Here is a 22698-nt window from a genome sequence, read left to right on the forward strand (position 1 = left end):
ACCCAGTCGCCGCGCTACCGAGTGCGATATTTAGTGTGTGGCATAACTTTAGCGGCGCGCTGGTGGCGAATATTTTTGCGAAGCGGGATGAAGTAGGTAGGGGTTTATTGCTTCTCTCTTAGTATGAGTGCTTTAATGTTGGTAAAATAAGCCGTGATCGGTTAAAGAGTTATACTGAGTCTAAAGGCTGGGATATAAAAACAGCTAAGAAGTGGTTAAGTTCGAATTTATAGGAGTTACGTGAAGCGAGATTAGTTTTTATAGCTAATCCCGCTCTTGCTTCTATCTGACAAAATATTCTTGATAATCGGGACTAGCTGTAATATTAGATTCTTCTTAACATCTATAGTATTTATTTTTATTCATCAAAAAATTAGTAAATTTCTCAGACAAAAACTTCAATTTAAGTAATTGTCTTTTAATAGTTCTCGAGAAATATTCGGAGCACCCTGTCTTGCAAAATACCTTGAATACCTCTCTATCAAATCTTTTAAAAAAGGTTGTGATATGGTTGCAATCCTTTTAGCCTTTTTACTTTTAATTACACTTATGCTTTCTTCCTCGGAAGTTTTACTAACTTTTTCCTCATCTAATTCTTCAAATACATCTTCAGTTAACTCTTTATAAGTAAACGATATTTGATTCTGAAAATCAATAATACCAGGATTGTATAGGTTATTATTAAAATATAAAGATGGTATAAAATGAAACCTTGTCTTATTGTTAGTTAGATACTTTTCTAGTTCTTTTTTACCAGCTTTACTCATACCTTCAGGTTTAAATCTATCATCAATTTCATGAAATTCGTTGATTTTTACACATAGCACTCTATCAACTTTGCTATTACTAAAATCGCAAGCCGGGGTTAAAGCAACATAACGACAATCTCTATAAATGAAAATATCTCCAGTAAACATCTTATTTTTAATTGGACCTGTGATAAAAAATTCAGCTGGGAAATAATCTGAAAGGTCATCTCTATCACTATGACTAGATATATCCAAATACTCTTGTAGATGAAACATTACATACCTAATCAATGACTGTTTCTTTTCTCGATTAAAATTTGTAACATCTACACCTTCTTTCGGTTGTAAATCCATCCAAGGTCTGAGTGATGTAGAAAGATGCTCCCAGTATATTTTATTCATATACTCTTCAATCTTTCCTGTTCTATTTAATATATCTGTAATACCTGTGGCATGTATCTTGATAAACTCATCAATAAAGCTAAAACTACCATCATTTCTGTCTACAACTCTATACAAATCATTTTCTTCTTTTTCTTCTTCACTTAAATCACCTATAGTTCCAGAAATAACGAATACTGGAAATCGTAACTTTTCTTTTATTACTCTTATTACTTCTCTCCCAGAAGAGCTATCATAACCTTTAGTATCATTAAGGTCCAAATCTATAATAGCACCATCAAAAATCTTATCAATTCGAGTAAGCTTATCAATAGCATCAACTTTAGTATCAGTCGTTTCCATTTCGAACAAGTAGTCTGGGTTAGTTCTATTATGAGTTTTTATAGCTCTTTCATATATAGCTATGGTTTCTTCATTATCCTCAACTACTAATATATTAAGAGTTTGCGTCATTTTCTATAGCCTTAAATTTGAATTCAAAACACACTCCTTTACTACTCTCAACAGCTGAAAGAGTCCCGCCTAGCCTATCAATAGCTTCTCCTGCAATTGATAAACCTAATCCTGTAGCATCTTTTGTATCTTTAGTGGTGTACCCAGGTTCAAAAATATCTCCTGTTTCAATATCGTCACTTTTGATACCTGGCCCATTATCTGTATAGATTATGGAGTATGAACCATCAGCGTGACTTTCATCTTTAATTATTATCTTTTTAAGTTCAGTATCGGTTTTATCTAACCAGTATATACTATTTTCTATTAAATTCGCGAAAGCAATAGAAAGGTCTTCTCTCCATCCATGAATCTGTCTTTTATCACTTATATTTATATCATACATAATATTTGAAATTTCTAACTGAGCCTCGAATACTTTAAAACTATCAAGAATACTCTCCTCTACTAAGAAATCTTTACGGTTTGATCTTCTTTGGTTCGCAAGAGGTGTTATTCTTTTGAACAGATCTGATAGTGAATTAGCATTTTTCTTGAAACCATCAAGTATTTCCTCAAAATCCTCTAAAAAATCTTGATTCTTTGTTTGATCAAATAACTCATAACTCTTAACCAAGTTTCTAGCTTCCATTTGAAAAAACTGAAGCGGTTTTCTACCTTCATGTAAAACTACATTAACTATGCGACCAAGAGTTGCTTGTCCTTGATAAACAGCTATTTGCCTTCTTATTTCTTCTAAAATTTTCGTTTTCGATTCTTCTTTCTTAGATATAAAACCCAGAATTTCGCTTATTTTTTCTTCGTTCATTTCCTTAGAAGCACTATCCTGAATGATTCTTTTTATATCTGCAAAATCGAATAGGTCATTAATTTTAAAGTCAATAGTTTTTTCTTTATCTCGACCTCTCTTTGACTTTTTTCTAAAAGAGAATCTTCTAAGCTCTAGTTCCTTGATAACCTCATCAATTATATGCTTTAGACCTTCGAACTGTCGATTTTCTTTGAGGCCATCTCTAGCACTTTTTTCTTCTAATCCTGATAATTCTTCAGATTGTATAACTATAAAACCAACTATTTGATTATTACCGATTCTGAGAGATGGATTTTGAATCCTTTTATTATCAAGTTTTAGCCAGTCAACTCCAGTGTTACCATATGGACTAATACGAAATTTGTTCTTGTATATATTTACTCCATATACACTGTTTAATTCCCTGCGAGCTTCTTGTTTTCCTATTTTCTCTTTAGATATTGGGTCAACCAACCCTTTATCTATCAAGTTACTAAATGCTTCAAGTTCTCTGTCAAAAACCCTTAAATCAAGCTCAACCTTCCCACAAAAACTTTCGTTTTCGTTAAGAGTTATATTTTTATTAAACGAATGTACTTGTTTCGCATCAATCTCTACTGCGTTTTCGTAGGTTAAACTAGCTTCTCCATTCTCATTAACTGTTCCAAATATTCTATAATCATAGAAATCAATAATCGGATACCTTTCGACATCTATTTTTCCACTATTAAATTCATAAGGAGCATTAATTACTTCTAAACTAATGCCAAATTTATCCTTCTCAAAAGAATCAAATGGGTTAAGTAATTTTCTTAGCTCATTTATGAGCTTATTGAAACGTTCAGGATTCCAATAGGACTTTTTTAACTCTTCTTCTCTATTAAAGGCTAATATTTCGATAATAGTTCCACTACTATACTTCCCAGAATTGACTTCTATTAGAAGCTCAATATCTGACAAGTATTTTTCTGCACTAAACCTATCCCAGTCTATGAATATTACCGTTTTTTCATCTTTTACTGTTGAAGATAGTGTCAATTCTTGACCTAGAATAGCAGAAGCGAATCTACCAATACCTTTACGTCCTTGAAGTATTCTTTTAGTACTCCGACTTATTTTTTGTTTCAGTTTGTCATCAGTAGCGGGAACAAGCCACTTGTTGATAACAGTATCCGAATCCATGCCATGACCGTCATCAATAACTTTAATTGATAGTACATCTTCATTGCTTATTTCTTTATACTCAAAGATAATTTCAACTTTAGAAGCATCTGAATCATAAGAGTTTTTAACTAACTCTATCAGAGCGGAGTTAGGATCTCCGATTAAGTCCTCTCCAATAGTTTTTATCAATCTTGCTGAGGGTCGTATATTGTAAGTAAGTTCAGTCATTGAAAGCCTCTTTAATCTCTTCAGCTATTTTCAAAGCCATTAATGGTGGCACAGCATTACCGATTTGCTTAAAAGCAGCACTTCTGCCACCTTCAAAGTAGTAATCATCAGGAAAAGACTGTATACGAGCAGCCTCTCTTACTGACAATGATCGCACTTGTTCTGCACTAGGATAAATATAGTAATGACCATCTTTGGCAATATGCGCAAGTACGGTATGACTGTAGCTGTGTATGTCGACCACCTTAAATCGGTCTATAAACGAATTTTGATTTTTATGTGTTTTTAGCCTTTCTGGTAAGTCACCGTATTTAAGTCTTTCCCTATTACTTAACCACTTATCAATAGCTATTCTATAAATTTCTAGATCTCTCTCGTTATGGGGTCTCGCCACATGCTGAGTGACAAATTCTGAGTCACCTCGAACACCTGATTCATGTAGATAATTATTACAGATACCAGTATAGTTAGTGACTTTATTTTGATCTCCTGGATTTAAATACGCTAAATCCTTTAAAACATCAGAGACATTATAATAGTTTACCTCTGCTTCAAGCTTTGGATATGTAAAGCCGCTACCTTTTTTCCATCCAATAATAATGACACGTTTTCGATTCTGTAATACCTTATAATCTGAAGCATTCAATACCTTCGACTCAAGCTCGTAACCTAATGTCCTAAAATACACTTTAATATTATTAAAATACTTCCCATCTTCTGCACTTAATATGCCTAAAACATTCTCGAAAACAAATACTTTGGGGTTGTATTTTTTAAGAAAACGAGCGTACTGCCGATACAGTAGGTTTCTTGGATCATCTTCTTCAAGCTTATTGATACGATGGCGACCTACTACAGAGTATGCCTGACAAGGTGGTCCACCTATAATTAAGTCAACTTCTCTACCTTGGCATAACTCATCAATACGATTGAATATTTTTGTATTATCATCACCTATAGATGCATTAATGACATTGTTTGGCTGGTTCGGAATGCTACTTGATAACATTTCATGTGAAATTTTTCCCAACAAATAGTCGTAGTACGCTTCTAACTTACCCTTACTCCTTAGTGCATGGTAGTAGTTTCGAGTTTCTAGTGTTTTACAAGCATGAGCATCCATTTCAACATGGGCTAATGGCTCAAACCCAGCTTTCACGAATCCTTCTGACAAACCACCTGCACCAGCAAAGAGGTCGATAAAAGTTATTTTTTTCATTAAGAACATACCTGAAATCACTTAGCTGTAAATAATATCATGTTCTCTAACGAAATTTATGATTTAGCGCCGCTATCATCATTCTTTTTATCCCTACTCCGCCGACACCGCTCAGAACAATACACCACCTGCTCCCAGTCCTTTTCCCACTTTTTGCGCCATGTAAACGGGCGCTGGCAGACTGGGCAGATTTTTTGCGGTAGATTGACTTTTTTATGTGCCATGTGTCGGTGTCCTTATCAGTGTGCATCGTGAATACGCATTTGTGCCGCGCCACATAAAGTAGCACGGTGCGCTGTCATCATTAGGTGATTAATCTTCCTCAAATATTTTATTAAGGCGGGTCAGGCAATTCACAATCAGCTTGCCCGACTGCTCTACACTACTATCGAGTATCAGCTTTTCGTCCATGCGGTTGGTCAGTGGCGTGAGCGCTTGTTGTAGGGCGCTGGCGATGACGCTGGCTTGCTGCTTGGCATCAGGGACGCTCGCCGTGTCGCCTTGTGGCACAGCACTTACAACCTGCTGCGCTTGCTGGGTTGCCAGCTGTTCGATGGCTTTGACCAGCTGCTCTACAAAGGATTTTTGCATATTGTAGGTATGCGCAATCTGCGTATGGTCGTGCTGCTGCTCTTTGTCATAGAGGGCGCTTAGGGTGTTGATGCTCTGCACAAAGCCGTTATCAATACTTTGGCTGACCACTTTGGCATTGTCCATCATGCTTTCAGCGAGGCGCTGTTGGGCGCTGGTTTGTGCTTCGGTATAGGCGGCGAAACTCGTCATTAGCGCGGCTTGGGTGTCGTCCTGTTGCGGCTGCGCGGGCGCTTGCTGTTCACGGTGCGCGATTTGCTGCACATAGCGCTCGAACTGCTGCCCGAGACTGCCAAGACCTGTTGCCATGTCTGCGAGCTGGGCGATGATGCGTGCGCCTGTGTCGCCATCATCGCCGCCCATGGCTTTGTTGCGCAAAAAGTCGGCTTTGATTTGCGCCCAGCGCGCCGCCTCATCACTATCGAGCGTGCCGCGCATCTCACCGAGCTTGAGTAGGTTGCTCTCCGCGCCTGTGGTGAGCAGCTGCGACTCACCCAAATAATGGTCGTCAATCAGCTGGTTCAGCTCGTCTGTATTCATGACCGCCGACAGCTTTTCGGTCATCTTGTTCATATTACGGTAGCTGCCTTGGAGCTTAAAGGTTGGCTCGACGCGGTATTTGTCATCTTGCGCGGCGGAGGCGATGTAGGCTTGGTTGACGTCCAAGACCACTTGCTGGATGCTAAACATATGGCGCAACACGGCGAGGATTTCGTTAATCTCTGACGTGCTATACGGGTGTGACAGCTCACTGCTTTGCGCCTGCACGAGGGTGGCGCTGTTGCCGTCGCTCGCGTCAATAGCTTTTGCCATTTTGATAAAGCGGTGTACGTCGGCGAGGTCGCGGTTGGCAAGTGGCGCGAGCACAGCATTAGAGGTCAGGGCATTTTCGATATAACTTAAGGCAAAGATATCTTCCATACCGCCCATGATGTCGCCGAGGTTGTAGATGTCGGCGCGGTTGGCGAGCATGTCGGGGACTTTAAAGGCTTCGCCGCTTTCGGTATAGGGGTTACCCGCCATGACCACGCAGAACTTTTTGCCGCGCATGTCGTAGGTTTTGGTTTTCCCTTGCCACACCCCGTCGATACGCCGCGTGCCATCACCGAGGGAGATGAATTTTTGTAAAAACTCGGCGTGCGTGTGCTGGATGTCGTCCAGATACAGCATGACATTGCTGCCCATCTCAAAGGCGAGGTTGATTTTATTCAGCTCTTCGCGGGCGGTGGCGTTCGGCGCTTTGGCAGGGTCTAAGGAGGCGACGTCATGCCCGAGCGAAGGACAGTTGATTTTCATAAAAATCAGCCCAAGACGGTTTGCCACATATTCCATGAGGGTAGTTTTACCATAACCTGGGGGCGATATCATCATAAGGATGCCCATCAAGTCGGTGCGCTTGTCCTCGCCGACTGTGCCCATCTGCTTGGCGAGGTTGTCACCAATCAGCGGCAGATAACTTTCGTTGATCAGGCGGTTACGCACGAAAGACGACAGCGGACGCGGCATAAACTCAATAAGCCTGAGCGAGTCGCGCGCGTCATGCAGCACCTCGGAGCGCATTGCCAGATAGCGCTTGTAAGCGGGGATAATATGCGTCTGATGCTGATGCAAACGGCTTAAAAAGTCATCTACCGCAAAGCTTAAACGCTGCCCCTGAATGCGAGGATGTTCGCCCAACAGATTGGGCACGTCTATCTGTAGCGACACGCTGGCGGTCTCACGGGTAAAGCTGTTAATGGCGGGCAGTTTATTGCTGTCTGCGCTGCCAAAACGGCTGGGCGCTAGTGTGCTGCGTTCGTTGTTATTGTTGGCGGGCTGTGCTTGCATGCGCGTATATAGCGCCTCACGCTGGGTGTCGCTCAGTTGGGTGAGCATAATGGCAATCGCTTCGGGCACATAATGCTGCCCGACTGCGAATTGTTCAGCGCGCTCGGCTTGCTTAGCAGCCGCGGCAGTGCGCGCTTCTTCGCTTAATGTGTCGTCTTCGCCCAAGCTGCCTTGTGCGTCAATATGGCTGCCGTATTTTTGTTCCAGCAAGGCAAAAAACCATGTGGACAGCAGCGCGTAGGCGGACTTTGGCTCAAAGCTTAGTTTACCAATGGCATTTTGCAGCTGCTGTAGGCTGGCTTTGTGCTGTCCGTTATCCAGCGTCTCGGTCAACAGGGTACACAGCTTTTGTGCTTGTTGGCTGGTTTGCCATACAGGCTGGCTGTCGCTATCGGCGCTATTATTCACATTGCCAAAGCTGTTGCTTAAGGCGCTGCCCGCATTGTCATGCGGCTTTCCCATGACGGTCACTAAATATTCACAAGCAAGGGTGACGTGCTCAAGGTTAAAAATATCCTGTGCATCGCGCTCTGCGTCGAGGGCTGGGCGCTCGTCACTGGGCTGCGCCTCCTCGCTATAAGTCTGCACAAAGTCCTGCATCACCCCTTTCATATCTTCGACCAGCAAGGCTTTAGCAGTATCGCTGCCGAGCGTACGGCGTAATTGTTCGGCGGTAATCGCTCTGTCGCGCCAGTTACGCATGGCGGTCAAGGTCTTGGCGTCCAGCCAGCGGTCATAATCAAACGCCGATAGCACTTGCAAGCCCAGCGCTTGTACCATCATCAGCTGCCAATAAAACAGCTGCGCCAGCGCACGCACAGGCGGCGTATAAATAAGCAAGCCTGCGGCGCTTAAGGTGGGCAAAATGTGCAGCAATAACAGCGTGGCATCATGGTCATGAATACCCTTTTCAAAGCCCAGCTGATAGCGCGGCGCGGCGTAGGCTTTGACAATAGCGGCAAGCGGACTGTTGCTCGCAAGCGCGGACAGCTCGAAATTGGCATTAGGGCGGCTGGCGATGGTGTCGTCATAGGCTTGGTACAGGCGCGCTTCGGTGAGGCCGTCTTGGCTGTTTTTGGCACTCTCGATGATGCTATAGGCTAAGTATTCGGCGCGATAGACCGTCTCTGACTCAGAAGCAATATTCATATCCCAATACGGACGTAAGGCATTTAACGCAGGGTCGTTCAGTGTTTCATAGTACTCGGTGCCTGTTAGATGCAAATTGAGCATGCGCTTGCCGTCCGACTGCTGGCGGCTGAGCAAGGTCAAGTCAAGCGGCTGGGTATTGACCGAAAAGCGGTGCTTGCCCAGCTTAATAACCTGCCCGCCCGCTTCAAAGAGGTCGGACTTGTCTTTGAGGCTCTTATAGCTTTCGACCTGAATGGCTTTGAGGCGCGCCTCAACATCGTCGGCTTTGACGCTAAAGCCCATCTCTTGCAAGTCTTTAACGACGCGGCGCACCTTTTGTACCAACCCATCCGAGGCAAAATAGGTGTTTAAACCCTCGGCATCGCTAAAGCCTGTGACGCCCGTACTTTGTGTGCGTTTTTTAATGCTCTCAAGCATGCGTGATGCCGCGTCATCAAGATTTTGTGCCTTGCGGTTGCGCGCGTCTAGCAGCTGCTGCTTGTGGTTTTCAAAGGTGTCGTAAATCTCTTCACGCTTGCTGATGATGTCGCCTAAGAACTGATCGCCGCTTGCGCTTTCAGGGTCGGTAAACTGGCTTTCTAGCTCCTCTAACTGCACCAGCAGCTTTGCCATTTGTTCATCGGACTTTTCAGGTGTCGTAGCGATGGACAAGGCATTGGCAATCGACTGCCCGAACAGGCGAAACTGTGCGCCAAACTGCGCCACCGCTTCTGCCGAACCAAAACTTTTGCGCTTGTGCCCAAGTTTGGCTTTACTTTGATTCAGACGGGCATAAATCGCTGAGATATCATCGATGATTTGCGTGCGCACGGTGGCATCCGCCACGTCAAGCGTACCCAGCATTTCGGTCAGTAAGTCCAGCCCTTCTGCGGTTTTGTCGATATTGTCCAGCACAGGCTGTAGCTCGGCGCTGGTCTCGGCGGTCTCGATACGCTCGCTGATGTCTGCCAAGATATCCTCGTACCCTGCCAGCGCATCCTCGCCGCTCAGATACTGTACTGTCTGCTCAGCAAGCGTCTGCTCAGCGTCCTCTAGCTCCTGTTGCATCGCGGTAAGCGCGGTGGTGTCGAGGTAACGCAAATCCTCAAGGCTGACCAAATGTCCTTTTTGACGGCGTAGCGCGGCGAGCTGCTCGACATAGTCACTGGCATTGTCAAAGCTGGTGATTTTAATTTGTCGTAAAACTTCTGTTTGCTTGGCTTCGGCATCCTTGATGGCCGCTTGGGTTTGTTTTTGAATGCTTTGCACTTTGGCAAACTCATCAATGACCAGCTCGGCAGTCGCCGTCACCGCCTTGATGCGCTCTGCCATCTCGCCAAGCTCAGGCTCAGACAGCCAGTAATAGCTATCAAACAAGCGCTTGCTGGTGTCCGACAACTCTTCATACAGCTTTTGCGAGACGCTTTGATTGCCAATCAGGCGAGTGACGCTGTAGAGATCCGAGATGCCGCGCACCAGCTCTTTGTTGCCGATTTTGCCATAAAAGCTGGTACTCTCAGGCAGCTCGCTGACGTATTCAGGTGAAGCGTATGGCGTATGCCAGATTTGCATCGGGTGGATGCGTGACGGCTCACTTTGCGCGCTAAACAACACCAAGCGCCCACTGTCGGCAAGCGCCATACCATTACAATAAATGGGGTTCGCCAGTTGTTTTTTGATAATGTTGTAAGGGAACAGCCCCGTCACGCCGAGCGCGACATCGTAGAATAAAAACAGCACATCCTCGCCATTGGGCGAGATGATTTTTCGCTTAAAGCGCAAATCCATCGCTTGCTGCTCACCACCAAACAGCTTGTGCTCGCCTGTCTGCAAGTAGTAGCCACCTGGGAAAATGATGCCGTGGTCTTCAGGCAGCTGCACGCACGATTGCCCGATGGCATCAAGGCGCAGCACGGATTCGGTCAAAGTGTTGTATACAAAATAGCGGTACTGCTCTTCGCGGTACGGCAGGATTTTTAATAAAATCAGGCTGCCCACTTTGGCATAAAAAATCTGCGCGTCGGTCAACGATTGGGTGCGGTCATTGACAGGCTCATTATAAATGCCCAGCCCCGATTGGGTATTATTTTCAATTTTGATGGTCAGGCTGCCGCCCACCGTTTCCACGAATATCGTATCCAAGATATTCATGTGCGGGTACTTGCCATTAATCATCTGCTCGCGGGCGGTCTGTATCCAATCAAAATCATAAGCAGGCGGCAGCTCGATGTCGCGCTCGCCACGATTGTCCACATAGGTGACCTGCGCGTCTTCAGGCGTGCCATCGCTAAAATCTAGGGCAAAGCGAAACACACGAATATCGGTGATGCGCTCGCCAATTTGGAACGCCATGAGCAGCTTGCTGTCTTTGACCGTCAGCTGAATCAGGCGCGTCTGTTTGTAGTAGCGGTACAGCTCATTAAAATCCTGCACAAAGGCGAGCTGCGCCAAAAATGTCCCTTGCAAATCGACTTCTTGCAAGGTGTATTCAGCCTCGCTATTGCCGTCACTGCCCTCGCCGTCTTCGCTACCCATCGGCGCATTCAGACGATATAAGGACAGCACGTCTTTGACACTGCTTGCGCGTTTTAGCCCCATAAAGACGTTGTAACCGAATAGCAGATACTCGCCCACCTGCACCATATCCTGCGCCACGCAGTTGTGCTCGGTACGGATGCGCGTGCGCGCCACCACCTGCATTTGGGTACTGCCAAACTCAGTCAAGCGCGCTTGGTTCAGCGCGGCGGTTTGTCGCTCCAGTTGCTCGCCTTGCTCAGTCAGGCGCTTTTTAATCAGCTCATAGGCATTGCCTGCGGCAACCGCTTGGTCGGCTTGGGCATTGCTGTCTTGGCTGTCGGGATTGGCTGCTGGGTTTGGATGCTCGGTATCTGCCATCGTCGTTCGTCCACTTATATTTTTAGGCATGAATAGGCTAATTTTTTATTAGATCAGATATAAATTCTGCGGTAGCTACGCTTCTAAACTGCGCGATGGCACTTTATACATTAGCGTGTGTAGCATTTCGATAAATAGCGATTTATCCACAAAATTCATGTCTGATATAACGACTTTTTCCCTCGTCGTATGAATAATAATCTGATGCAGTTTGCCGACGGTAGTCACCTCAAATTTATGGATATCTTGATACCTCACTGTCATCAATTTATTGCTCATTGGGCACCAAACAAAAAATTCCGTACCATTTAGCAGGTCGATATTCATACTGTTTGATGATCTTTTCTTCGCTATACGCTGCTTGTTCAGGCACTTTGTTGAGCAATTCCGTATCCACAACCGTCCTTTACTTTTTAAGATTTATGAGTAAAAACATATTAAAAATGAAAACCCATGAGCAAAGCCGTTTTATCAGCAGATGCTTCGCCCATGTGTCCTATAACAGCGCGCCTAGAAAAGCCTAGACGCGCCGTGTCCTTCATTATTCGCCGTCTTTTTCAGGTTTGTCTTGATTGATGGCGTTATTGTCCGCGCCTTGCGCTTTTATCACTTGGTTTGCCATCACGGTGTTCATAATGCCGCTTAATGTGTTGGACTTGCCTGCCAGACCATCGATGGCTTTACCGATAGACAGTGACTTGGCAAAGTTGTCAAAGAAGTGCGCTTCGCCGCCGACGATGTCGATTTTGGCTTTTTGTAGCGCGACCGATAGGACTTCGGCATTTTCTTTGGCAATCTCTTTGCCTGCATCAATAGACGCCAATGACTCTTGCAATGCGGTTTCGAGCTTCATGCGGAACTCTTCGTGCTCGCGTGCCTCTTTGCTCATGCTGCCCATAGCATTGAATTTCTCGACCAGACCATCGGCTTCGGCTTTGAAGTGCTCACGGGTGACTTCAGCTTTTGCCAAGCCCACTTCACGCTCGGCTTGCGCGTTTGAGCGACCGCGTGCGGCGATGATTTCGGCATCCGCAAGACCGACATCACGCTCGGCTTTGGCTTTCGATTCGCCACGTGCGGCGATAACTTCGGCGTCCGCCATACCGATATCACGGTCAGACTGTGCGCGCGCCTGCCCTGTGGCTTTGATGACGTTCGCTTGTGCAATGCCTTCTTTTTCAGATGAGGCGGCTTTGGCTTCTTGAATCGCGGCTTCAGCAAAGCCGTGTGCCGACTCTTCTGCTTTAATACCTTCTGCCAGCTTGATTTTGGCTTCGGCGTCTTTGGCACTGGCTTCAAGCTTGGCATTGGCAAGCGTGGTGATTTCGACTGCTTTGTGCTTGGCGGACAGCTCTTCAGCTTCTGCCTTTTTAACTTGACGTACTTTTTCTTCTTCGGCGTCAGCTTCAGCAGCGAGGACGCGGGTTTGCTTGGCGCGCTCGGCTTCACTGACTTCGCGCACTTCTTTGATGCGCTCTTCTTCTTGCGCCACGGTTTTATCGACCGCGATACGCTCGCGAATCACGTTGGCAATTTCTTTTTTCTCAAGCTCAATAGCACGCTCAGCTTCGATACGCTGCAAGTCCACTTCACGCTCACGCGAGACCACTTCTAAATCGCGAGCGCGGGTGACTTTCTCTTCTTCGATGATGACGGCGCGCAGACGGTTTTGCTCCGCCACTTCGATTTCGCGCTGTTGGTTTTCGCGCTGAATGGCAAGGTCTTGCTCAACGATGATAATCGCAGTTTCAGACTTTTTACGTTCTTCTTCTTCAATTTTGCGCGTTTCTGCCGTTTCGCGGGCGATGACGGTGGCGATTTCGCGTTTTTGCTTGGCTTGGGCATCGGCTTCTTGACGCTCCAGCTCCAGCATGGCCTCGACGGTCTCGACGTTTTTCTTTTTCACCGCCAGTTCTTCATCACGCTCCAGCTCATTGGTGATGACGTTTTGCGTTGCGGTCAGCTGGGTAATCTTTTTGATACCTTCAGCGTCCAAGATATTGCTTGGGTCGAGAGAGACTTTTGGCGTTTGTTCTAGGTAGTCAATCGCCACATCTTCGAGCACATAACCGTTTAGGTCGTTGCCGATTTCTTGGACGATGCTGTCACGGAACTGGCTGCGGTTTTCGAACAGTTTGACAAAATCAATCTGCTTACCGACCGTTTTTAGCGCTTCTGAGAATTTGGCATTAAACAGCTCATTGACCGCCACTTTGTCCGAGGCGCGGTCAACACCGACCGATTTTGCCACCTTGAGCACGTCTTCTTCGGTTTCGTTGACGCGCAGATAAAAGGCGACGGTGATATCGGCACGCATGTTGTCGGCACAAATCAAGCCTTCTTTACCTCGTCTGTCCACCTCTAGGGTAATCAGTGAGATTTTCATCAGCTCTTTTTTGTTAATGACAGGCCAGACAAAGCCGCCGTCAAAACGCACGCCAATCTTGTTCACGCCGTTGATAATCAGCGCCGTGCCCTGCTCAACCTTGATATAAAATGCCTTGAGCATCATCAATGCTGCCATGACAAAAACAAACGCCAGTATCACGACGACACCGACGATGATGAGTATATCCATGTTCACTCCTGTAGTTTAAATCCTCTGCCGCTGGTGGCAACGGGATTTAACGCATATAAAATCTATGACCCCAGATTAGGGCGTATCCCTATTTTAAAAATGAGATAAATGGCAAAACCAAACCGCCAAACGCGTCTATCGTCGTTTGGCGGTGGGTTATTACTAAGGTTTGTTTAAGTTTAAATCGCTGCTGTCCTTTGCCTCTGACACGCTTGCTGTATGAATGGGACGCACTTGATAGGCGTTGATGTCCTCTAGATAGGCGACCAACTGTACGGTGTCGCCTTTGGTAAGGGTCGGCATCGTCGTGATGTCATGGGGGCGAATTTTTAAAATCAGTCCCGCGCCGCCATCATGTAGCTCGGCTTCGCCATGCGTCTCGGTGACGCTAAGCGTACGCACGGTGGCGGTTTTTCCGATGTTACTTACTGCATTGCGCTTGGGGATGTTGGCGATATTTCTGCGAATGGGCGCAATGATTAATCCTGTGAGCCACATCGACACCACGAGCACGAGTAGCAGCGCGCCTGTGCCAAAGAGATAATACAAGATGCCTGAGACCATCGACTTATCCAAAAGGCTGGTGTACACATAGCTGAGCACCCAGCCAAATAGGCCAATCAAGGTTAAGATGACAATCAGCGGCACACCATACAGCCCAAACCGCAGCATAATGCCTGTAAAAAATCCTGCTGAGCTTATATCCGCTGTGTCACCACCTGTATCACCGACATCGACGTTATCCATATCGGTCATGCCGAGCAAAGACACAAGCCAGTACAAGGTGACAAACATCACCAGCCCCGTAAATATTACGGTCGGGTACATACTGATTTTGGTAATAAATGTCGCAAACGCGTCTTGCATCGGTCACTGTCTCCTATTGTCGCCGTCTTATAAACCGTCACGACTGTCAACGCCTATAAGGTAAACTTATGTTCCTTTTTATTCATTATATACACGGCAGACGGCAGAATACAGTATTAGTGCCCAATTTTTGTATTTTTATGAGCCATTTGACATTGCTGGTTATTGTTAATAAAAACCTTAGCTAAACAATAAGATAAGACGTGTTAGCTCAGGTAATCGTCGATAATAGAGATATTCTAAAACGCGTCTTATATCAAAACTTTAAATATGCACCACACACGATTAAAGGCTATTTTTTTTGCTTGCTGTGACTTCGTCTTTGATGCTACGAAAAATAGCCTTTAATCTCACCATACCAAGTTTGTAAAAATTTAGTTTGTTTATTCTACTTCACTTACGGATTGTTCTTGGTGATGACCTTTATCGCAGGTTTATTTTTTGCCGCAACACTTGGCATCACGCCCCACACGGGGTCACGCAAGACGCCTTGACTGCTCACTAAACTAAAGGGCGCACCTTCACCGACTAGCGGACGGATAAACAGCTGGCTCGCGATAGGCGCATCATTGGCTGCGCTGCTGGGCGCATCATTTGGCGTTCGCATCGGATAAATCACATAATCGGTACTTGGCGACAGCTTTGCTGTTTCCTCCAGTCCCGTACTTCCAAAATCGGCAATTTCTTTGCCTGTGTTAAGATCCATAATTGCCGCATTATGTCCCGCCAGATAGCTCATTAGTTGCCCGTCATGGCTGATACTCGGGCTGGTCGCATAGCCGCTGGTTGTGATTTGCGCGACTGTGCGTGCATCGCGGTCATAACGATAAAGGCGCGGTCGGTTATTAACCCCTTTATCACTGACAAAGACAATGTCACCATTGGGCAGATATTTGGGCTGTAGGCTGTTCGACCACTCTGTATTGATAGCAGGGCGACGTGTGCCTGTCGCCATATCGTACTCATAGACACACGTTTCTCCCTCATCGCTTGAGGTGTACATCAGCGTTGTATTGTCCGCAGACAGCTGCCCAGACAGATTCATGCCTTTATTGTTAATAATCGGTGTCGTGCGCTCGGTCACCGTGTCATACAGATAAATGACAGGATAGCTGCGCCCCCGCTGGATGCTGTAGGTCAGATAGCGCCCATCATCTGACCACGCAAGGCTATAGATACCGCCGTCTACCTCGGCATATTTATGCTTATCACTACCATCAGGATGGGTGATATATATCGCACTGCGGATGCCTTCCTTATCCTGTGTCACCTCGATATAGGCAATACGTCCTGTACGGTCGATAGCCGTCATGTCTTTAAGCGCTGGGCTTGGCGATGTAACCGATGGCGCGGCAGTCGCACTCATAGAAGGATGAGCATGGGAAGTGGTCGCAAGGCTTTGGCAACCGCTCAGCGACAACATCATAAGCGCGCCAATCGCACCGCCAATATGGACAAAATAAGGGTTCATAAACGCTCATTATTAGACTAAAAATAAAAATATACTTATGTTGATATTAACGTCATCATGATAGCGCAGTTTACGTACAAGCAAAACGCTTGTAGCGTAGCTGTGTTATAATGTGCGTACATTTTTGATATAACGACAGTACAAAGCAATGATGACAAAAAAATCCCTAATCCAATCGCCCGAAGCCATCGAAAAGATGCGTATTGCGGGCAAACTTGCCAGCGATGTGTTGGTGCTGCTAGATAAGCACGTCAAGGTCGGTGTCAGTACCGAAGCGCTGAACCAAATCGCGCATGACTATATTGTCAATGAGCAAGGGGCAATTCCTGCGCCGCTTAATTACCACGGCTTTCCAAAGTCAATTTGCACCTCAGTCAACCATGTGGTGTGCCACGGCATTCCGTCTGAAAGCAAAATCCTAAAAGATGGCGACATCATCAACATTGATGTGACAGTCATCAAAGACGGTTACTACGGCGATACCTCAAAAATGTGGATCGTGGGCAATGGCTCCATCATGGCAGAGCGCATCTGTAAAGTGGCACAAGACGCGCTATATGCAGGCATGAAAGTGGTGAAAGACGGCGCGCGCCTTGGCGATATTGGCGCGGCGATTCAAGAAGTCGTGGAGCCTGAGCGCTTTAGCATCGTGCGCGAGTTTTGCGGACACGGCATCAGTGATGAGTTTCATCACGAGCCACAAGTCATGCACTATGGCAAAAAAGGTACGGGCTTTGAGCTAAAGACGGGCATGACCTTTACCATCGAGCCGATGATTAACCAAGGCGTGTGGCAAACCAAAATCCTAGGCGATGGCTGGACAGCCGTGACCAAAGACCGCAAATTGTCAGCGCAGTGGGAACACACTTTAGTCGTGACGGACAATGGCTGTGAAGTGTTTACCACACGCCCTGAAGAAGACTTAAGTTTTTTGACGCAGTAGTTTAGGGCGTGGCGCTTTTTATAAAAAGACTGCATGTGCGGTCTTTTTTTATGCGTGCCTTTTTTATCTATGAACGCTTTATAAATTAAGTGTCTTTATGACGCCTTATCCTGTTTAATCTATAGTCAAGTCAATTTAAAAATGATACAGCAAGATTAAAGGCTATTTTTCGCAGCATCTGGAGACGAAGTCACAGCAAGCAAGGAAAATAGCCTTTAATCGAGCGTATTTTTGATGCTATACCCGTTTTATTTGGGCTTTGCTATAAGTTTACTGATGCGGCGTTAAAATAAGGATACACCCTCCTCTTTGACGATTGCGCGTTATGCTGTCATTATCTTATTGCGGCGCTTGTCGTTCCCTATTTCTTTATTGATTGGATACTGTGCATGTTTACTTGCGATGTTGCTTCGATTTATATCACGCCACTGCCCTTGCCACTTGGCAAACCCGTTCCTGAGCAAGCAGACGCAGAGGACACAGCGCTGCTCGGCATTCCTGAGTGGTTGGCGCATATTAATGAGGACATCAGTAGCGCCCTTGCCCGCGGGGTCAGTATCCGTCAGTTGGTGGCAGCACGTGCTTGTGCGATTGATGATTTATTGACCGCGCTGTTTAATTGGTTTGGGCTCAATCATACTGATTTGGCGCTGTTTGCTACAGGCGGTTATGGACGCGGCGAGCTCTCTTTGTATTCTGATATTGATATTTTGCTGCTCTCCCCTGAGGCGATTGATCGCGATGTGGGAGCGCGCATTGATAAGCTGGTGGCGATACTGTGGGATGTGGGTTTAGAGCCTGCGTTGTCCGTACGCAGCGTCAATGATTGTCTTGAGGCGGCGCACGACCACACCATCGCCAGTGCATTATTAGAGGCGCGCTTGATTACAGGCAATGAAGATTTGCAAGACGTGCCTGTTGAGCTGGTTAACGAGCTGTGGTCGCAGCGTACGTTTTATGAGGTCAAAATCGAAGAAGCAAGGGTGCGCTATTTGCAGCACCACGCGACTGAATACAATCTTGAACCCAATATTAAGACTGCACCTGGTGGTCTGCGTGATATTCATATCATCGGCTGGGTGACCAAGCGCTATTTTCGTGTCGGCAAGCTGTACGACTTGGTGCAACAAGACTTTTTGACTGAAAAAGAATTTGATGAACTGAGCTTCGCTGAAGGCTTTCTATGGCAAATTCGCCATCATTTGCACGAATTTACAGGGCGCAATGAAAACCGTCTACTCTTTGATTATCAGCGCGAGATTGCTCAGCGTATGGGCTACGAGCCACAAGCGGACGATGAACCGAACGCTGCTGTCGAGCGCTTTATGCGTGATTATTATCGCTGCGCGATGCAAATATCGACGCTCTCTGAGATGCTGATTAATCATTATTATGAAACCATCATTGAACCGCAGTTGCCTGAAGCGGAGCGACCAAAGACACGCAGTCTGACCGCGCATTTTAATCAAATCGGCAATCAGATTTCGATGGCGCATCACCGCGTCTTTGCCCAGCATCCTGATGCGATACTTGAGATGTTTTTATTAATGGGGCAGCACGGGATTAAAAACATCCGCACCCATACGCTACGGGCGCTCAAGATTGCCGCACGCGGCATTGACCAAACCTATCGTGACAACCCGCAGCATCAAGCGCTGTTCTTGGCCAATTTAAAAGAACAAAACTATCTGTTTCACCGTCTGCGTGCGATGAACCGTTATGGCGTATTGGGCAACTATATCCCTGCCTTTGCCCAAGTCACAGGCTTGATGCAGTACGATTTGTTTCACCGCTATACGGTCGATGCGCACACGCTGTTTTTGATTCGTATTTTGCACCGCTTTACCGATGACACTTACCGTCAAAATTTCCCTTTGGTCAGCGCTATTTTTCAGCGTATTGAACGTAAAGAAATTTTGGTTCTGGCCGCGATGTTCCATGATATCGCCAAAGGACGTGGCGGCAATCATAGCGAGCTTGGCGAAACAGAAGCCATTGAGTTTTGCTTGGCGCACGGTATGAGTGCCGCTGACGCTAATCTGGTCGGCTGGCTGACTCGCTATCATCTGCTCATGTCCATGACCGCGCAGAAAAAAGACATCTCTGACCCTGAGGTGGTGACCTATTTTGCCGATATGGTCGGGAATGTCACGCATCTTAATCATCTGTATGTGTTAACGGTGGCGGATATGAACGCCACCAACGCCCAGCTCTGGAACAGCTGGCGCGCGACTTTAATGAAACAGCTGTACTCACAAACGCGCCGCATCTTGCGCGCAGACATTGATGCGCCGACCAACCGTCAAGACATGATTAGTGCCACACGCAAACAGGCGCTTGAAATGCTGGACAGTGTGGACAATCAGCACATGAACCGTGATGAAGTGCTGGTGCTGTGGGACGACTTGGGGGATGAGTACTTTTTACGTGAGATTACCGAAGACATACTATGGCACACCGAAGTGATTTTGAATCATCCGCCGATTGGACGGGCATCAAATGCCGACAGCCCGCCGCTTGTGGTACTGCGTGAACATCGAGAGCTGGCGCTGGATGCGGTACAGGTCTTTGTTTACACTCAAGACCAAGCCAACTTATTCGCCGTGACGATGGCTGTCTTTGACCAAATGAACCTTGATGTTTTGGATGCGCGCATCATTACTGCGACACGTGATTTTGCGCTGGACTCCTACGTACTTCTTGACCGTAGCGGCACGCTACTCGCCGATACTGAGCGTCAAGAAGAGCTAAAGGCGCGCTTGATTGAAGCCTTTAAAAACCCCGCTTCGCCTAAAGTGACCACCAAGCGCATTCCGCGTCAGCTGCGTCATTTTGACGTGCCGACCAAGATTAGTTTTGAGTTTAATGAAGCAGCGAGTCAGCACATTATGACGCTGCAAACCCTTGACCAACCAGGGCTGCTCGCGCGCGTGGGACAGGTATTTTTAAAGCAAAATATTGAAGTTCACGCCGCTCGCATTACCACACTCGGCGAGCGTGCAGAAGATATGTTTTATATCAGTGACCAAGAGGACAGACCGCTGTCTGAAGAAAAACTGACCCTGCTCAAATCAGCGCTAGAAGACAGCTTATCTGTGTCAAAAGCAGCGAGCTGACAGGATTTGTCCTGCCCATACGCTGTCATCCATAGCGCGTGGGCAATACTTATTGCTTATGATAGATAGGATAATCAAATAAGATAAGAAAAAAGCAAGCAATAAAGTGCGTGTTAAAACATTAAGACATCATGCTTTTATAGACAATCTTGCTGGCACTGGCAGCAAGGTCGTCATTTGCCAGCTCAAGTGGCAGCGCGTAAATATCGGCTTGTTTTTGCGCCAGTAACAAGCGTCCTGAATCGACTTCTTTTTGTAGCAGCTTTTGTAAGGTAATCAGATGCAGCTCGCCATGATAACGCTCATAGATGCCTTGTAAGGACAGTGGCGCGTTGGCATGAATGTCAGGAAATAAGCAATCAGCAGCTAAAATATACATCTCTTGCATTGCCTCTTCACTCACAATAACCGCATTGTCGATGCGCTCCTGCACAACGGTTGCCAAGCGTGATTTGTAAAGCAGCAACCAGCAAAACAGCAGTGTTTGCAGCACAAAGATAACCACATAATCCCAAATATCAATCATACCTCTAAACCAGCGATTGACCAGCATGAGCACAATAGCAACCAAGACATAACCAACCACGTGCCACAACAGCCACGTCATCACACTGTTGTTGCCAAACCAAAACAAATGGCGTTCTTTGAGTTTGATTAAGCGCTGACGCGAGCGCCACCAATAACGCTCGCGGCGTTTTAGCTGCTCATAAAACTCTGCGCGCTTATGGTCAAAAAACATAAAATAGTCTATCCATCATTGTGTCGCTGATACACAATGATGCGTATCATTCGTAGCAAGGCAGTATTTTGGTGGTCTTAATAAAACTGTGAATGGCTTTTTATCATATTGTGAGCGCTTGAGCGACCAACTTTGTGAGGTAGTTTGGTATCTGCGCCCAAGCGACCGTGTGATAACGTATGATTGATGAGCAATAAGCTCAGGTATGAGAAGAAAAAGACAAAAAATAAGAGAAGTGCTACACTGCCTAATGCTTGCGCTTTTTGACCCTTTATCATTATCCATCCATTATAGTTACCCTACTTATGAATCACAACTTAACCCATCTGCACCCTTATCCGTTTGCCAAAATGAATACGCTCTTGGCAGACAGCACGCCAGCCGCCGCCTACAGCGAAATCAAACTGGGTATTGGCGAACCAAAACACGCGCCACCTGCCTTTGTCATGGACGAATTACGCGAAAACTTGGACAAATTATCCCATTATCCGACCACTTCAGGCACGTTTGCGCTGCGCCAAGCCATCGCACATTGGCTAGAGAAACGCTTTTTTTTGCAGCACGTCAATGCTGAGACCGAAGTGCTGCCTGTGATGGGCACGCGTGAGGCGATTTTTAGCTTTGTACAAGCGGCGGTGGATGCCAAGACAGACAGCGATGCGGCGCGACCTGTGGTGGTGATGCCCAATCCGTTTTATCAGATTTATGAAGGCGCAGCGATACTGGCGAATGCCGATTGTCATTTTGTGCCTTGCACAGCAGACAATGGCTATAAGGGCGACTACCGCGCGGTACCTGAGTCAGTATGGCAAGCGGCGCAAATGGTGTTTGTGTGTAGCCCAAACAATCCGACAGGCTCGGTGATGAGCATGGACGATTGGGAAGATTTACTGCGCTTGTCGGACAAATACGACTTTATCATCGCCAGTGATGAGTGCTACAGCGAGCTGTATTTTGACCAAGCACCCATTGGTCTATTGCAAGCATGCAGCGCCTTTGGTCGTGATGACTTTAAAAACTGCGTGGTCTTTCATTCCCTATCAAAGCGCTCAAACCTACCAGGGCTACGCTCAGGCTTTATCGCAGGCGATGCCACTCTATTAAAAGCCTATTTGCAGTACCGCACCTATCAAGGCTGCGCGATGCCAATTCCGCATCAGCTGGCGTCCATTAAGGCATGGCAAGATGAAACCCATGTGGCGGACAACCGCAGCTTATACCGCCAAAAGTTTGCGCTGTGGATGCAGGAACTGGGTGAGCTGCTCGATTTGCGTATGCCTGAAGCGGGCTTTTATCTGTGGGTCAAAGCGCCCGCGCAGTTTAATCATGACGACGAAACCTTTGTCAAAGCCTTGTACGAGCAGGTGAATATCCATGCCTTGGCGGGTCGCTACCTGTCACGCGACGTCGATGGACACAATCCTGGTGCAGGCTATGTGCGTCTGGCACTGGTCGCAAGCGTTGAAGAAAACCTAGAAGCCATCGCGCGTATTCGTGCTCTACTGACTGACGCCGCATAGCGCCAGCACCACTTA

The 22698-nt window shown here is 46.5% G+C and carries 13 protein-coding genes; 3 read left to right on the forward strand and 10 right to left on the reverse strand.

Features of this window, described 5'->3' with window-relative positions; all coding sequences use genetic code 11:
• Positions 1 to 398 precede the first annotated feature (398 nt).
• From JIE71_RS04585 to JIE71_RS04620, 9 genes are all read right to left on the reverse strand, one after another.
• Entirely contained in the window at positions 399 to 1604 is a 1206-nt protein-coding gene (locus JIE71_RS04585) for a hypothetical protein (RefSeq protein ID WP_199507553.1), read from the reverse strand.
• Positions 1588 to 3786: a sensor histidine kinase gene (locus JIE71_RS04590; RefSeq protein WP_199507554.1), complete on the reverse strand. Its 2199-nt coding sequence runs from the start codon at positions 3784 to 3786 to the stop codon at positions 1588 to 1590. Before JIE71_RS04590 ends, JIE71_RS04585 begins: the two co-directional genes overlap by 17 nt.
• On the reverse strand, positions 3779 to 5005 hold the full coding sequence (locus tag JIE71_RS04595) for a DNA cytosine methyltransferase (protein WP_228284546.1): 1227 nt from the start codon (positions 5003 to 5005) through the stop codon (positions 3779 to 3781). Before JIE71_RS04595 ends, JIE71_RS04590 begins: the two co-directional genes overlap by 8 nt.
• A gap of 56 nt (positions 5006 to 5061) precedes the next feature.
• Positions 5062 to 5229, reverse strand: a complete 168-nt coding sequence (locus JIE71_RS04600; protein WP_199507556.1) for a DUF2256 domain-containing protein — start codon at positions 5227 to 5229, stop codon at positions 5062 to 5064.
• 88 nt (positions 5230 to 5317) lie between these two features.
• On the reverse strand, positions 5318 to 11449 hold the full coding sequence (locus JIE71_RS04605) for a DNA repair ATPase (protein WP_199507557.1): 6132 nt from the start codon (positions 11447 to 11449) through the stop codon (positions 5318 to 5320).
• Between the two features lie 268 nt (positions 11450 to 11717).
• Positions 11718 to 11846: a hypothetical protein gene (locus tag JIE71_RS12485; protein ID WP_266095946.1), complete on the reverse strand. Its 129-nt coding sequence runs from the start codon at positions 11844 to 11846 to the stop codon at positions 11718 to 11720.
• Positions 11847 to 11990: 144 nt separating this feature from the next.
• A complete protein-coding gene (locus tag JIE71_RS04610; protein ID WP_199507558.1) occupies positions 11991 to 14027 on the reverse strand; it encodes a flotillin family protein in 2037 nt (678 codons plus the stop codon).
• 162 nt (positions 14028 to 14189) lie between these two features.
• Positions 14190 to 14894 (reverse strand): hypothetical protein, encoded by a 705-nt coding sequence (locus JIE71_RS04615; RefSeq protein ID WP_199507559.1) that lies wholly within the window; start codon positions 14892 to 14894, stop codon positions 14190 to 14192.
• A 397-nt stretch (positions 14895 to 15291) separates the two neighbouring features.
• Positions 15292 to 16365, reverse strand: coding sequence for a TolB family protein (locus JIE71_RS04620; RefSeq protein WP_199507560.1), 1074 nt, complete (start codon positions 16363 to 16365; stop codon positions 15292 to 15294).
• A gap of 151 nt (positions 16366 to 16516) precedes the next feature.
• On the opposite strand from JIE71_RS04620, the gene map reads away from it, so the two are divergent.
• Together map and glnD are read left to right on the forward strand one after the other, a co-directional pair.
• Positions 16517 to 17308: a type I methionyl aminopeptidase gene (map, locus tag JIE71_RS04625; protein ID WP_416232008.1), complete on the forward strand. Its 792-nt coding sequence runs from the start codon at positions 16517 to 16519 to the stop codon at positions 17306 to 17308.
• A gap of 389 nt (positions 17309 to 17697) precedes the next feature.
• A complete protein-coding gene (gene glnD, locus JIE71_RS04630; protein ID WP_199507562.1) occupies positions 17698 to 20424 on the forward strand; it encodes a [protein-PII] uridylyltransferase in 2727 nt (908 codons plus the stop codon).
• Between the two features lie 121 nt (positions 20425 to 20545).
• Here glnD and JIE71_RS04635 read toward each other — a convergent pair whose 3' ends face one another.
• Positions 20546 to 21163: a hypothetical protein gene (locus JIE71_RS04635; protein ID WP_199507563.1), complete on the reverse strand. Its 618-nt coding sequence runs from the start codon at positions 21161 to 21163 to the stop codon at positions 20546 to 20548.
• Positions 21164 to 21468: 305 nt separating this feature from the next.
• Between JIE71_RS04635 and dapC the strand changes: the two genes are divergently transcribed.
• Positions 21469 to 22683, forward strand: a complete 1215-nt coding sequence (dapC, locus tag JIE71_RS04640) for a succinyldiaminopimelate transaminase (RefSeq protein WP_199507564.1) — start codon at positions 21469 to 21471, stop codon at positions 22681 to 22683.
• Positions 22684 to 22698: the final 15 nt, after the last annotated feature.

The organism is Psychrobacter sp. bablab_jr014, assembly GCF_016464015.1.
Taxonomy (GTDB): domain Bacteria; phylum Pseudomonadota; class Gammaproteobacteria; order Pseudomonadales; family Moraxellaceae; genus Psychrobacter.

What these genes read in the sequence shown, in the direction of transcription:
- JIE71_RS04585 (WP_199507553.1), bottom strand. Translation starts at nt 1,604, where the DNA reads ATGACGCAAACTCTTAATATATTAGTAGTTGAGGATAATGAAGAAACC.
- JIE71_RS04610 (WP_199507558.1), bottom strand. Translation starts at nt 14,027, where the DNA reads ATGGATATACTCATCATCGTCGGTGTCGTCGTGATACTGGCGTTTGTT.
- JIE71_RS04600 (WP_199507556.1), bottom strand. Translation starts at nt 5,229, where the DNA reads ATGGCACATAAAAAAGTCAATCTACCGCAAAAAATCTGCCCAGTCTGC.
- dapC (WP_199507564.1), top strand. Translation starts at nt 21,469, where the DNA reads ATGAATCACAACTTAACCCATCTGCACCCTTATCCGTTTGCCAAAATG.
- JIE71_RS04595 (WP_228284546.1), bottom strand. Translation starts at nt 5,005, where the DNA reads ATGAAAAAAATAACTTTTATCGACCTCTTTGCTGGTGCAGGTGGTTTG.
- JIE71_RS04620 (WP_199507560.1), bottom strand. Translation starts at nt 16,365, where the DNA reads ATGAACCCTTATTTTGTCCATATTGGCGGTGCGATTGGCGCGCTTATG.
- map (WP_416232008.1), top strand. Translation starts at nt 16,517, where the DNA reads ATGACAAAAAAATCCCTAATCCAATCGCCCGAAGCCATCGAAAAGATG.
- JIE71_RS04590 (WP_199507554.1), bottom strand. Translation starts at nt 3,786, where the DNA reads ATGACTGAACTTACTTACAATATACGACCCTCAGCAAGATTGATAAAA.
- JIE71_RS04635 (WP_199507563.1), bottom strand. Translation starts at nt 21,163, where the DNA reads ATGTTTTTTGACCATAAGCGCGCAGAGTTTTATGAGCAGCTAAAACGC.
- glnD (WP_199507562.1), top strand. Translation starts at nt 17,698, where the DNA reads ATGTTTACTTGCGATGTTGCTTCGATTTATATCACGCCACTGCCCTTG.
- JIE71_RS04615 (WP_199507559.1), bottom strand. Translation starts at nt 14,894, where the DNA reads ATGCAAGACGCGTTTGCGACATTTATTACCAAAATCAGTATGTACCCG.
- JIE71_RS04605 (WP_199507557.1), bottom strand. Translation starts at nt 11,449, where the DNA reads ATGGCAGATACCGAGCATCCAAACCCAGCAGCCAATCCCGACAGCCAA.